We start from the raw sequence: 12,563 nt of genomic DNA, 5'->3' as shown, positions 1-12,563 counted from the left end.
AATCCGTCCGGCGCGGAATCCGCCGGAACGCAACGCACCGCGACTTTACCGGCTTCGCGCGCCGCGCGAAAGCCGGTCGCTCAAAAGTCATACACGCATCGTTGGACGTCCAGCCGGTTGCGGGGGTAGAGTGCGTTTTCCGTCCCTGCCCTCCCCCCGCGCGCCCGACGGCGCGCATCGAGGGCGCACCGGAAGGGCGCACGCGAAGACCCGCCATGCTGACGATTCCCGGATACATCGTTCGCCTTCTGGCGGCCATGCTCGTCATCTTCGGCACCTACAACCCCTCGGGCTATTCCTATTACCACTGGCTCCAGGTCGATTTCGGCGACTGGGCGTTCAAGCTGTTCGTCGGACTGCTGCTGATGGTCACCATCTATCTCCAGGCCAACGCCCTGTGGCGGTCGATGCGGCTGGTCGGCAGCGTCTCGCTGACCCTGGTCATCGTCACCGCGGTCTGGTTCGCCTCCGACCTCGGGCTGATCGACCTCAGCGACGGCACGGAACTGACGCTGGCGATCCAGATCGGCCTCACCGCCCTGCTCGGCACCGGCTTCAGCTGGTCGCACATCCGCTACCGCCTGAGCGGCCAGGTGGATTCGGAGAACATCACGCAATGAGCATCGCCCCTGCGCACACGCCCGACCGGATCGGCCGGGCATGAAGGGGCTGGGCCTCGTCACACGGGCGCTGAGCTGCTTCCTGCTGGTCTTCGCGACCTGGAACCCGCTCGGCTACTCCTACATCCACTGGCTGTTCAGCGCCGACGGCTCCCACCTGTCCGCCAAGGCGCTGGCCGGCGCCTTCCTGCTCGGCTGCTACATCGTCTATCTGCGGGTGACGTGGCTGGCCCTGCGGGTGTGGCGGACGCTGGTGATCCTCGGCGTCATGCTGACCGGCTATCTGGCGATGCGGCGCGCCGGGATGCTCGACCCCGACGCGCCCTTCTGGTCCAGCTACGTCGTGCTGATCCTCACCGGAACGGTGCTGACCATCGGAATCTGCTGGGCGCACGTCAAGCGGCGGATGACCGGGCAGTCCCAGGTGCTCAGCCCGCCGCCCTGACGGCCATCCTCCCGAGGGAGCCCGGAGCGCCCCCGGCGGGGCGCTCCCCGTGGGTCAGCCGGCGACCGCCCCGGTCACCACCGGCGTCACGGACTTCAGGTTGTCACGGTACTCGGTGCGCTCCGGAACCCGGTCCACCGCCCGCTGGAACATCTCGCGCGCGTCGGCCTGCTTGCCCTGGTCGCGCAGCAGCTTGCCCCAGGCGTTGTAGAGGTCGGCGAAGTTCGGGTCGGCCTGCTCGGCGCGGCGGAACATCGTCACCGCCTCTTCCGGACGGCCGGTGGCGGCCAACGACACGCCCCACTGGGTGTAGGCGTGCGGGTAGCGGGTGCGCTTCTCGGCATCGGCGGCGAGAACCTCCTTGTACTTGCCGATGGCCTCCTCATGCTTGCCCAGCGCGGCCAGAGCCAGCCCGGTGTTGTAGATCGGGTTGACGAAATCCGCGCGCATCAGCTTGGCTTCGTTGAACTTTTCGATCGCCTCCTCCGGCTTGCCCTGTTGCAGCAGGACCAGACCGTTCAGGTTGACGGCCCAATGGCGGTCCTCCTTGGGCATGACGATCATGCAGTTGCGCAGTTCGCGCAGCGTGTCGGCGTAGTCCTTGCCGCCGGCGTCGCGCGTCGTCTCGTAGTAATAGGAGGCGACGATGTAGGGATCGATGAAGCGCGCCACGTCGATGGCGATCGGACGGATCAGCTCCTCCGGGCGCGGCCCCTGGGCGGACACCGAGATGGCCCGGCCCTTCTTGCGGTCCTCGCCGCGCACGGTGAACTCGTAGCCATGCTCCAGCTTCACCACCTCGCCGCCGAAGGTGTAGGTGACGAGGCCCATGATCTCCTGCGTCGCCTTGATCGGCTTGAGGAACTCGAACTGCTCGGCGACGACCTTGACCGCGGTCTCGTCGTCGGTCAGCCCGACCTTCTGCTGCTCCTTGGCGGTGCGGGCGGCGCGGTTGACGGCGCGGACCTCGCTGGCAAGGCGGGAGGCGACCACCTTGGGCGTGAAGCCCTCCTCCTCCACCGAAACGGGAACGTCGATCTCACGAAAGAGAATTGCGCTCCCCTCGAAAAAAACCGAATAGCCGAGCAGCGCCGAGAGCGCGAACACAGGCAAGGTCAAAATCCCGAAATCCATCGCCAACCCCCAGCCGGACAGTTGTTTTCAACATTAGCGTGAAATCGGACTCTGAATTGCCCGTCACGCTTCCCCGAATCTTGCAGAACGCTCAGCAAAACTACCGCTGTTCCTGGCCTCTGTCGATAACGCTCCGTTCCGGACAGTTCAGATTCAAACCATCGCCCGTCACGACCCCTTGGTCCGGCCGGTGAAGCCGTGCTGGCCGTTGCTGCCGGTCGGCGGCGACCGGCGGCGACGCCGGAACAGGCCGAGCACCCCGTAACGAAACTCCTGCAACAATAGAATCGCAACCGCGATGGACCAGAAATTCAGCCGGTTGAGCAGCCACAGCCCGGCATGGGCGGCGTAGACGGTCAGCCCGGCGGCCAGCACCGCCATCAGCAGGTCGAGCAGGAAGGCCAGCAGCATCGGGCCGCGCATCCCCGACGCCACCGTCAGGCCGACATCGACGGCGAACAGGGTGCCGACCAGCATCGCCACGACGCCGTAGTTCAGGCGGGCGTCGTCGGTCAGCAGAACCTCGAACAGCCGGTGGGGCGCGTCGCCCATCCGCTGCGCGACCAGTTCGGCGAACTCGACGATCGACAGGTCCCAGGGCCCGCCGTCGGCGAAGATGGCGGCGAAGGTGAGGCTGCCCGGCTGCCACAGCGCCGCCAGCATGCAGGCGCCCAGCGCCAGGCCGCAGAAGGTCGCCAGCGCCGGCCGCCAGGACCCGTAGGGGTGGTGCAGGTGGGCCGCGTCGCTGATGCGGACCCACAGCGAAAAAGGCAGCACCAGCGCCACCGGCAGCGCCAGAAGAAGAAAAACCGATTGCAGAAGAGACAAGACGTCCATGCGGCCCGGTCCGGTCGAGCGTCAGGAAAAGCGGCCGAGAACGCGACGCCGCCGGGGCGCCGCCGGACTCAGACCTCGACGTTCTTGTACCAGCGCTTGGAACGCAGCAGGCCGGCGCGGCGCGGCTCGTAACCGTTGTCGATCATGATGCGCTTGACCTGCCGCTTGGACTCCTCCTCGCCGATGGCGTCGTTGGAGAAGTCGCGCAGGATGGCGGAGGTTTGCAGGAACTGGTCCTTGCTGATCTTGCCCTTCTTGCCGGCATGGCGGTCGAGGACCTGGCGGATGCGCAGCCCGGTCTCGCTCTCGAAGACGAAATCCTCGTCGGCCGCCACCGTGCGCAGCAGGCCGCGGGCGTCGTCGAGCGACAGCTCGTAGCGGGTCACGCCCTCTTCCAGGATGCGCCGTTCCGTTTCACGGCTGATGAACTTGCTGGTCAGACCGTTGAGCTTGACGAGATCGGCAAAGCGCTTGCGCGCGTCGTCGTTGGCGGACATGGAGCTTCCTTGCAGAAACGAAAACCGACGGAACGATAAGAAACGAACTCGACGGTCGGCGTGGTCGCCTCGCGGCCCCTACCCCCTCCGACGTACCTCATTTACCTTCGGCACTCATTGACCTGTCAAGGCATGAGAGGCCCGCAAAGGCATGAAAGGCTGTGAGATCTTCACGTCGGAACGGGAGAACGGCGGCCTTGCGGCCAAGCCCGCGTCCGGACACCGGGGCAGGCCCCCGCGAGGGGATCCCCCGCCGGTCGGCCGGACGCTCTGCAAGCGGTCGGAAACGGTCAGGCCGCCTCGCGCGCCAGACGGCGGGCGTTGGCACGGACCTTGCGGTAGGCCGGGTTGATGCCGGCGGCGGTCAGGGTGGCGGCGGCCTCGACCAGACGCAGGCTGGCGTGGATTCCGGCGTCCACCGCCTCGGCGATGGCGCGCTGCTGGATGCCGGCGAGGTCGGCCGGCGAGCGGCAGGCGCTGAGCCCCCCGAACACCGCGGTCGCCGCCTGCGCCTGCTTGGCCAGCATCGTCATCCAGGCGTTGGAGAATTCACCGAGCCCGGTGGCGACGGCGTGGAAGGCCTCGACCGAGGCCTCCACCTTCTCCGACCCCATGCGGATGAACTCCGGGTTGGCGAAGTCGATCGGGTTTCCTATGGCGGCCGCCATCATGGCGGTGCGGTAGCCGATGGTCTGCGCGGCGGCGACCCCCATCTCGCCGCTGCGCATGCCCGTCTTGGCGAGGTGACCGGCCACGGCGCACAGGCGCTCCGCGGGATGATCCTTGCCGGTTCTGTAGACTGCCATTCCTCAACACCTCGCTGGATATCGTTGCCGGAGCCTCAACGCTGCACTGCAACATAGGTTCCGGCACGATCTTTACGCCTCGGCGAGCGCGCGGTCGAGATCTTCCACGATGTCCTGCGGATCCTCCAGCCCGACCGACAGGCGCAGCAGGCCCGGCAGGATCTTCGCCGACGCCTTCTCCTCGTCGGTCAGCTTGCAGTGGGTGGTGGTCGCCGGATGGGTGACGAGGCTCTTCGAATCGCCGAGATTGTTGGAGATCATCACCATGCGCAGGCCGTTCAGCGTGTTGAACGCCTCGGCCTTGCCGCCCTTCAGGAAGATCGACAGCATGTTGCCGCCGCCGGTCATCTGCTTGCGCACCAGATCGTGCTGCGGGTGGCTGGCGAGCAGCGGGTAGAGCACGCGCTCCACCTTCGGGTGCGTCTCCAGGAACTGGGCGACCTGGAAGGCGGCGGCCGACTGCGCCTGGACCCGCAGCTCCAGCGTCTCCATCCCCTTCAGCAGCAGCCAGGCGTTGAAGGGCGACAACGTCGGCCCGGTGTGGCGCAGGAAGGGGTGGATGACCTCGGCGCCGTATTTGGCATCCTTGGCCAGGATGACGCCGCCCAGGCAGCGGCCCTGCCCGTCGATGTGCTTGGTCGCCGAATAGATGACGACATCGGCGCCGAACTCGAACGGGCGCTGGAGAACCGGGGTGGCGAAGGCGTTGTCGACCACCACCACGGCGCCGGCCTTGTGCGCCAGATCGCAGACGGCGGCGAGGTCGACGACCTCCAGCCCCGGATTCGACGGGGTTTCCAGGAACACCGCCTTGGCCGGCCTGGACAGCGCCTCCTCCCAGGCCGACAGGTCGGTGCCGTCGACGAACACCGCCTCGATGCCGAAGCGCGGGCAGAGTTCCTTGACGATCCAGTAGCAGGAGATGAACAGCGAACGCGGCGCGACCACACGGTCGCCGGCGCGCAGGCCGCTCATCAGCGCCCCATGCACGGCCGCCATGCCGCTGGCGGTGGCGCAGGCCCAGCCGGCGCCCTCGTACTCGGCCAGCCGGTCCTCGAACATCGCGGTGGTCGGGTTGCGGAAACGGCCGTAGACGTGGCGGGCGCCGTCGTTGGCGAAGGCGTGCTCCGCCTCCTCGGCCGAGCCGTAGACGAAACCGGAGGTCTGGTACAGGGCCTCGCAGGTCTCGTCGAAGGACGAGCGGCGGGTGCCGCCATGGACCAGCTTGGACCGGGGCCGCAGCCCCGAGACGTTCGGATTGCGATGATCGGTGCGCGACACGACGCGACTCTCCCCTCGAATGCCGCCGGTGGGGCGAAGCCGGCCACAAACGAAAAAACGCCCCGACCGATCGGGTCGAGGCGCGGACGCGGCTCGGACCTTTTTAGCGGATTGTTTTACGTGGCCCGCAAGCCGGTCGACCAAATCACCACGTGAATCCGCTTGTACGTCCGGCGGCGGCGACCGTCAAGGGCGTTCAGGATGATGGGCCGGGGCGCTTCGTCCATAAGTCGGATATGCACAGTCTTTTTGATGTGGATACTGACGATCCGGCACCCCAGCAGCCGCCGGTGGCCCCCGTGGCCCCCGGCCTTTCCGGAGACCCTCGCGAGACCATGGCAGTGATCAGACCCACGATGGACCAGCGCCCTTCGCCACCTCGCCCCGCCGGCCTTGGCCGGGGGCGCACCGCCCTGCTCACCGGCGCGGCGATGCTGGGCTTCGCCGCCAACTCCATCCTCTGCCGGCTGGCCCTGATCCAGACGACGATCGACCCCGCCGTCTTCACGGCCGTCCGAATCGCCGCCCGCGCCGCGGCGGTCCAGCTCAGCGTTCCGGTCATCACCGTGCTGGGCGCCGCCGCGACGCTGGGCGAGGGAATCGGTCTGGTCCTGGCCGTATCGTCGGCCGCCGTGCTCGGGGGAATCGCCCTGGTCATCGCCGGCCGCCGCCGCGTCTGACGGCGGGAGGCGCGCCGGTCACGCCTGCGCGTCCCCCGGCTCCCGCTTCAGGAAGCCCTTGAGGTCGGCGACGCTCGCCCCGCCCAGTCCCTGCGCCAGCCCGCCGAACACCGCCGCCCCGCCGGCCACCAGCAGCGCCAGGGCGCCGAATCGCACGAGCGTCGCCGGGTGGGCGAGCCACGGCGCCAGCACGGCGCCGCCCGCCGCCAGCGCCACCCCCATGCCCGCCGCCGCCGCGACGATTCGCGGAGTCCGCCGGATCAGCCGCTCGTCGAGCGCCAGCCGGCCACGCCGGTGCAGCGCCAGCGCCAGCAGCCCGACGTCCAGCCAGGCCGTCAGCCCGGTGGCGAGCGCGATGCCGACATGCCCGAGCGCCGGCAGCAGCGCCAGCGCCAGCAGCGCGGTGGCGACCGTCACCACGATGGCGACGCGCACCGGGGTCGCGGTGTCGTGGCGGGCGAAGAAGGCGGCGTTCAGCGACTTCACGATCACATAGGCCGGGATGCCGACCGCGTAGGCGGCGAGCGCCAGCGCGGTCGCGTGCGTCTCCGCCGGTCCGAAGGCGCCGCGCTCGAACAGCACGGCGACGATCGGGCCGCCCGACACCCCGAGCGCCACCGCCGCCGGCAGGCCGACCAGCAGACTGAACTCCAGGGCGCGGCTCAGGTAATGGCGCACCATCCGCTCGTCGCCGGCCGCCGCATGGCGGGCCAGCACCGGCAGCAGCGCGGTGCCGATGGCGATGCCGATGACGCCGAGCGGCATCTGGTTCAGCCGGTCGGCGTAATAGAGGAAGGACACCGCCCCGGACGGCAGCAGGGAGGCCAGCACGATGTTGAGGAACAGGTTGATCTGCATGACCCCGGCCCCCAGCGCCCCCGGCCCGATCAGCCGGAACAGCCGCCGCATCCCCTCGCTGATCCGGGGCGCCCGCAGCCGCAGCACGACGCCGGCGGCGCGGCAGGCCCAGGCCATCCAGACGAGTTGGACCACGCCCGACAGCGTGACCGCCGCCGCCATCGCCGTCCCCGGCTCCAGCCCCATCCGGGGGGCGACCAGCAGGGCGGCGACCAGCGTCAGGTTGAAGGCGATGGGCGCCGCCGCGAAGGGACCGAAACGGTCCAGCGCGTTGAGGATCCCCCCGAGCAGGGCGACCAGCGAGATCAGCATCAGATAGGGAAAGGTCAGCCGCGCCATGTCGACCGCCAACGCGAACTTCGCCGGCTCGTCGCCGAAGCCGGGCGCCAGCCCGTGCATCAGCCAGGGCATCGCGGCGATGGCGGCCAGCGTGAAGGGCAGCAGCGCCGCGATCAGCACGGCCAGCGCCTCCTCGGCGAAGCGGACGGCGGCGCGGCGCCCGCGCGTCTGGAGTTCCGCCGCGAAGAGCGGGACGAAGGCAACCCCGAACGCCCCCTCGGCGAACAGGCGGCGGAACAGGTTGGGCAGCTTGAGCGCGACGAAGAAGGCGTCGGCCACCGGCCCCGCCCCGAGCACCGACGCGGTCAGGATGTCGCGGGCGAAGCCGGCGAGCCGGCTCAGCAGGGTCAGGCCGCCGACGGTGGCGATGGCGCGGGCGAAGCTCATGCGGCGCGGTATAGCGGGCTCGCCGGGCCCGGCAAAGCCCTCCTTTCGCCCGACTTGCGCGGAAGTGGAAAATATCCCGGACGGCGCCACCCTGGAACGAGTATGGGCGTTGCTTCGGCACGTCCATTGCTGCATGCTGGCCGCCGTTCGCCAACCTGCCGTCCCGGTTCCGGTGACGGCGATGGCCGCTTCGGATCGCGCTTGCCGGCGGGAGAGGGTGTGAGACGGGCTGTCAGGTTCCTGCTGAAGATCGAAGGCCGGCTCGTCCTGCCGGCGCTCGCGGTGGCGCTGGGACTCGCCGCCCTGTGGTGGATCCTCATCGACCGAATCGGCCGCGAGGAGCGGCTGCTCGACCTGACCGCCCGGCAGAAGACCACCGTCATGGCCCGGCTGGTCGAGGAGCACGCGGTCGCCACCTTCCGCCGGGTGGACGATCTGCTGTTCGATCTGGTGGCCCACGCCGACCAGAACCGCGCGATGCAGCTCCCTTCCCGCCGCGCCTTCGAGGAGGGGCTGGTGATGGGCGTGCGCGTCTACGACGCCAAAGGGCTGCTGACCATGGAGTCGGGCCGCTCGGCCTTCCGCGCCGCGATCACCGGACGGGACGAGTTCGAGACGCAGCGGGCATCGGGACGGCGCCGGGTGGTCATCGGCACGCCCTATCTGGCGCCCGACAGCAACGACCTGCTGATCCCCGTCTCGCGCCGCCTGGAAACCCCGTCCGGCGCCTTCGCCGGCGTCGCGGTGGCCGACGTCCCGGTGGCGGCCTTCCTGCATTTCTACCGCGTGCTCGGCCTGCCGGCGGAGGCGAGCGTGGCGCTGCTGCGCACCGACGGAACCATGCTCGCCCGCCACGACATGGCCGAGCAGGTGGCCGGACGCGGCTTCGCCTCCGATTCCTGGCGCCGCATGGTCAGCCGGCCGGACGGCAATCTGCGGACGGTCAGCAGCCTGGACGGGGTGGAGCGCATCCTCGCCCACCGCAGCGCGCAGGACTACGCGCTGGTCGCCGTCGTCGGCGAATCCGTGGAATCGGTGTTCGGCCCCTGGCGTGACAACGCGCGGCTCTACATCGGCTGGGCCATCGCCACCACGGCGGTCATCCTGCTGTTCACCGCCGGCTTCGTGATCGAGCTGCAATGGCGCCGCCGCGCCGACCGCGCGCTGCGCATCCGCGACCGCGCCATCGCCTGGAGCGGCGACGGCGTCCTGATCGCCGACGCCACCCGGCCGGGCATGCCCATCGTCTACGGCAACCCGGCGCTGGAGCGGCTGATGGGGCTGGCCCATCACAGCCTTCCCGGCCATGGCGCGCTGTGGGCGCTGGAGCGGGCGGTCGCCGACCCGGCGCTGCTGGCCCCCCTGCGCGACGCCATCCTCGTCGGGCGCGACGCCCGCGTCGAGTTCGAACGGCCCGGCGGTCCGGGAGGCGCGCGCGTCTGCCTGGAGCTGCGCGCCTCGCCGGTGCGCGACGACGACGGCCGGCTGGTCAACCTGATCGCCACCGTGCGCGACATCTCCGAGCACAAGCGGGCGCAGGACGCGTTGAGCGAGGCGCGGCGCGAGGCCGACCGCGCCAACATCGCCAAGTCCAAGTTCCTGGCCGCCGCCAGCCACGACCTGCGCCAGCCGGTGCAGTCGCTGATGCTGCTGATGGAGGTGCTGTCGGTCCGCGCCGCCGACGCGGCGACCCGCAACGTGCTGAACACCATGGACCGGGCGCTGGGCGCCCTGAAGATGCTGCTGGACGGGCTGCTCGACGTCTCGCGGCTGGAGGCGGGGGCGGTGACCCCGGCGCCGGAGGTCTTCGCCGTCGCCGACCTGCTGGAGCGGGTCTCGGCCAACAGCCGGCCGGTCGCCATCCGCAAGGGGCTGCTGTTCCACATCGTCCCTTGCCACGCCCACGTCCGCAGCGACCCGATGCTGCTCGGCCGCATTCTCCAGAATTTGGCGGAGAACGCCCTGCGCTACACCGACCGGGGCCGCATCCTGATCGGCTGCCGCCGGCGCGGCGGCGTCCTGCGGATCGAGGTGTGGGACACCGGCATCGGCATCCCGCCCGACCAGCAGGAGGACATCTTCCAGGAGTTCGTGCAGGTCGGCAACGCCGGCCGCAACCGCGACCAGGGGCTGGGGCTCGGGCTGGCGGTGGTGCGCCGTCTGTCGGCGATGCTCGGCCATCCGGTGAGCCTGCGCTCGGTTCCGGGCCGGGGCTCCGTCTTCATGGTCGAGGTGCCGCTGGCCGACGCGCCCCGCACGGTCTCCGAACGGGACGCCGACCCGCCGGAGCCGCCGCCCGCCGCCACCGTGCTGGTGGTCGAGGATGACGAGATCGTCCGCGAGGGCCTGCGGGCGATGCTGGCCGCGTGGGGATACCGGGTGCTGGCCGCCGAATCCTGCGCCGAGGCGCTGGAACTAGTCCGCCATGGCCCGCCACCCGACGTGATCGTCGCCGATTACCGGCTGCGCGACGGCCGCACGGGAACCGAGGCGATCCGCGAGATCCGTCTGGCGCTCGGCCGCATCCTGCCGGGAATCCTGGTGACCGGCGACACCGCCCCCGCCCGCGCGCAGGAGGCCGAGGCCGGCGATTTCCAGGTCATGCACAAGCCGGTGATGGCCGGCGACCTGCAACGGGCCGTCGCCGAGGCGATGGAGCCGCTCCGCCGGAACGGCCCGCGCCCGGTCTGACCCTGCATCCGGTTCCTACTCCGCGCCGGGAGCCCGCCGGGGCAGACGCAGGGTGAAGACGGCGCCCTCCCCCGGAGCGCTGCGCACCGTCAACTGCCCGCCCAGCGTCTGCGTCGCCAGGTTGTAGGCGATGTGCAGCCCGAGCCCGACACAGCCCGCGTGCCGGGCGGTGGTGAAGAACGGGTCGTAGATCTTGGGCAGGTCGCCGTCGAGGATCCCCTGCCCGTCGTCGGCGTGCACCACCTCGATCCAGTCGTCGTCGATGGCCCGGATGTCGATGGCGATGCGGCCGCTCCGCTCCGGCCGGAAGGCATGGGTCAGGGCGTTGCGCACCAGATGGGTCAGCACGCGGGCGAAGGCGCCGGGATAGCTTTCCAGTTGCAGCGCCTCCGGGCAGGTCAGCACCACCCGGTGACCGGAGGAGCCGATCTGCGTGTGCAGGCTCAGCAGCACGTCCTCGGTGTATTCGCGCAGGTAGAAGGTGCGGCGCTCGTCGCCGGTCTGGTCGGCGGACACTTGCTTGAACATGTGGACGAGCGCCGCGATGCGCTCGGTGTTGCCGACCAGGAGCTGCCCCGCCTCCTGCGCCACCTCCAGGAAGCCGGAGAGCGCCGAGCGGGTCAGCGCGTTGGCGCCGAACTGGCGGCGGACATCCTCGGCCCGGCTCAGCAGATGCGAGGCGGTGGTCAGGGCGACGCCGACCGGCCCGTTCACCTCGTGCGCCACCCCGGCGACGAGCTGGCCGAGCGATGCCATCTTCTCCGTCTGCACCAGGCTGTCCTGCGCGGCCTGGAGTTCGCCATAGGCCTGCTCGATCCGGGTCTTGGCGGCGCGCAGCGCCTCGGCCGCCTGCGCCCGCTCGGTGGTGTCGAGCATCACGCCGAACACATGGGTCAGCCGTCCGTCGAGGTCGAAGCGCGGCGCGCAGGAGGAGGAGACGTAGCGGACGTCGCCGGCCCGGTCGATCACCCGGTACTCGACATAGACGCGCCGGGAGTTGCCGATGACGCTTTCCAGCATGTTGCCGAACGAGCGCCGGTCGTCCGGATGCAGGATGCCCAGCAGATTGTCGAAGGTCGGCAGGAAATCGCGCGGATCCTGGCCGCAGACGTCGAACGCCTCGGCGTTCCACACGAGATCGCCGCTGTGGATCCCGTATTCCCAATAGCCGAGATGGCCGGTGCGGTAGGCCTCCTCCAGCCGCTGCTTGGCCGCTTCGAGCTGGGCGGCGGCCTCCGCCCGCTCCGTGCTGTCCATCAGCACGCCGAAGACATGGGTCAGCCGCCCGTCGCGGTCAAAGCGCGGCGCGCAGGAGGAGGAGACACAGCGGGTCCGCCCCTCCCCGTCCCGCACGCGGTATTCGGCGTAGACGCGGACCGGATGCCCGACGACGCCCTCCAGCATGTTGCCGAAGGACAGCCGGTCGTCCGGGTGGAGGATGTCCAGCAGGGCGTCGAAGCCGGCGTCGAAGCGGTCCCGCCCATGGCCGAGCACGGCGAGGGCGGTGTCGTCCAGCAGCAGCGCGCCGGACTGGATGCCATATTCCCAATAGCCCAGCTTGGCGGTCCGGCAGGCCTCCTCCAGCCGGGCCGTCGCCAGTTCCAGGCCATGCTCGGTGCGCCGCTGGTCGGTGACGTCCTGGAGGATGGCGATCCAGGGCGGACCGCCGACGCGGACCGACAGGTCGCGCTCGCGCCCATCGCGCGCGGTCAGGCGAAGCTCGCGCGCCTCGCCCGGCCGGGCCTCGTCCAGCGCGTCGGCAAGGCCATCGGCCGTCCGGTAGAGCGCGGCGAAGAGACGGTTGCCGCGCAGCCGGCCGGCGGAGTCGCGCCGCAGGGCCGGCAGTGGCAGCGCATCGAACAGCGCGGCGTCCGTCGCCTCCGGCTCAGCGCCCGCCTCCGCCGAATCACCCGCCACCGCCATCGCCGTCTCCGCGCGCGTCTGCCGCATCATCCGCCCCGTCAGCAGATTAGACGAGCACCCCGCCC

The 12,563-nt window shown here is 70.2% G+C and carries 11 protein-coding genes and 1 riboswitch; of the genes, 4 read left to right on the top strand and 7 right to left on the bottom strand.

Translation table 11 applies throughout. The features are described from left to right. Nucleotides 1-215: 215 nt before the first annotated feature. Together J2847_RS12810 and J2847_RS12805 are read left to right on the top strand one after the other, a co-directional pair. On the top strand, nt 216-620 hold the full coding sequence (locus tag J2847_RS12810; RefSeq protein WP_085556985.1) for a DUF6524 family protein: 405 nt from the start codon (nt 216-218) through the stop codon (nt 618-620). A gap of 40 nt (nt 621-660) precedes the next feature. Next, nucleotides 661-1,065 (top strand): DUF6524 family protein, encoded by a 405-nt coding sequence (locus J2847_RS12805; protein ID WP_085556986.1) that lies wholly within the window; start codon nt 661-663, stop codon nt 1,063-1,065. A gap of 54 nt (nt 1,066-1,119) precedes the next feature. Here the strand turns inward: J2847_RS12805 and J2847_RS12800 are convergent, their stop codons facing one another. From J2847_RS12800 to metZ, 5 genes are all read right to left on the bottom strand, one after another. Further along, nucleotides 1,120-2,172, bottom strand: coding sequence for a tetratricopeptide repeat protein (locus tag J2847_RS12800; protein WP_325169402.1), 1,053 nt, complete (start codon nt 2,170-2,172; stop codon nt 1,120-1,122). A gap of 195 nt (nt 2,173-2,367) precedes the next feature. Beyond that, nucleotides 2,368-3,036, bottom strand: coding sequence for a hypothetical protein (locus J2847_RS12795; protein ID WP_209779334.1), 669 nt, complete (start codon nt 3,034-3,036; stop codon nt 2,368-2,370). A gap of 68 nt (nt 3,037-3,104) precedes the next feature. Then, nucleotides 3,105-3,533: a hypothetical protein gene (locus tag J2847_RS12790; protein ID WP_085556989.1), complete on the bottom strand. Its 429-nt coding sequence runs from the start codon at nt 3,531-3,533 to the stop codon at nt 3,105-3,107. Between the two features lie 290 nt (nt 3,534-3,823). Further along, complete coding sequence (locus tag J2847_RS12785; protein WP_209779333.1) at nt 3,824-4,339, bottom strand: phasin family protein; 516 nt, start codon at nt 4,337-4,339, stop codon at nt 3,824-3,826. Between the two features lie 72 nt (nt 4,340-4,411). Then, nucleotides 4,412-5,620 carry an O-succinylhomoserine sulfhydrylase gene (gene metZ, locus J2847_RS12780; RefSeq protein WP_209779332.1) on the bottom strand — a complete coding sequence of 403 codons (1,209 nt, stop codon included), beginning with the start codon at nt 5,618-5,620 and terminating at the stop codon, nt 4,412-4,414. Nucleotides 5,621-5,702: 82 nt separating this feature from the next. Beyond that, nucleotides 5,703-5,782: riboswitch (SAM riboswitch) on the bottom strand. Nucleotides 5,783-5,976: 194 nt separating this feature from the next. Here metZ and J2847_RS12775 point away from each other — a divergent pair. Then, nucleotides 5,977-6,300 (top strand): hypothetical protein, encoded by a 324-nt coding sequence (locus J2847_RS12775; RefSeq protein ID WP_209779331.1) that lies wholly within the window; start codon nt 5,977-5,979, stop codon nt 6,298-6,300. An 18-nt stretch (nt 6,301-6,318) separates the two neighbouring features. Here J2847_RS12775 and murJ read toward each other — a convergent pair whose 3' ends face one another. Continuing rightward, nucleotides 6,319-7,884 carry a murein biosynthesis integral membrane protein MurJ gene (gene murJ, locus J2847_RS12770; RefSeq protein WP_209779330.1) on the bottom strand — a complete coding sequence of 522 codons (1,566 nt, stop codon included), beginning with the start codon at nt 7,882-7,884 and terminating at the stop codon, nt 6,319-6,321. Nucleotides 7,885-8,103: 219 nt separating this feature from the next. Here murJ and J2847_RS12765 point away from each other — a divergent pair, with 219 nt between their 5' ends. Continuing rightward, complete coding sequence (locus J2847_RS12765; protein WP_325169397.1) at nt 8,104-10,575, top strand: ATP-binding protein; 2,472 nt, start codon at nt 8,104-8,106, stop codon at nt 10,573-10,575. A 15-nt stretch (nt 10,576-10,590) separates the two neighbouring features. Here J2847_RS12765 and J2847_RS12760 read toward each other — a convergent pair whose 3' ends face one another. Next, on the bottom strand, nt 10,591-12,528 hold the full coding sequence (locus J2847_RS12760) for a PAS domain-containing protein (RefSeq protein WP_233474485.1): 1,938 nt from the start codon (nt 12,526-12,528) through the stop codon (nt 10,591-10,593). Nucleotides 12,529-12,563: the final 35 nt, after the last annotated feature.

The organism is Azospirillum agricola, from assembly GCF_017876095.1.
Taxonomy (GTDB): Bacteria; Pseudomonadota; Alphaproteobacteria; order Azospirillales; family Azospirillaceae; genus Azospirillum; species Azospirillum agricola.
The sequence above is the reverse complement of the archived record's forward strand: the minus strand, read 5'-3'. Positions and strand labels throughout refer to the sequence as shown.

Bases quoted from the DNA above. Each gene is read 5' to 3' on its own strand.
- J2847_RS12810 (WP_085556985.1), top strand. From the start codon at position 216: ATGCTGACGATTCCCGGATACATCGTTCGCCTTCTGGCGGCCATGCTC.
- J2847_RS12805 (WP_085556986.1), top strand. From the start codon at position 661: ATGAAGGGGCTGGGCCTCGTCACACGGGCGCTGAGCTGCTTCCTGCTG.
- J2847_RS12795 (WP_209779334.1), bottom strand. From the start codon at position 3,036: ATGGACGTCTTGTCTCTTCTGCAATCGGTTTTTCTTCTTCTGGCGCTG.
- J2847_RS12790 (WP_085556989.1), bottom strand. From the start codon at position 3,533: ATGTCCGCCAACGACGACGCGCGCAAGCGCTTTGCCGATCTCGTCAAG.
- J2847_RS12785 (WP_209779333.1), bottom strand. From the start codon at position 4,339: ATGGCAGTCTACAGAACCGGCAAGGATCATCCCGCGGAGCGCCTGTGC.
- J2847_RS12775 (WP_209779331.1), top strand. From the start codon at position 5,977: ATGGACCAGCGCCCTTCGCCACCTCGCCCCGCCGGCCTTGGCCGGGGG.
- murJ (WP_209779330.1), bottom strand. From the start codon at position 7,884: ATGAGCTTCGCCCGCGCCATCGCCACCGTCGGCGGCCTGACCCTGCTG.
- J2847_RS12760 (WP_233474485.1), bottom strand. From the start codon at position 12,528: ATGATGCGGCAGACGCGCGCGGAGACGGCGATGGCGGTGGCGGGTGAT.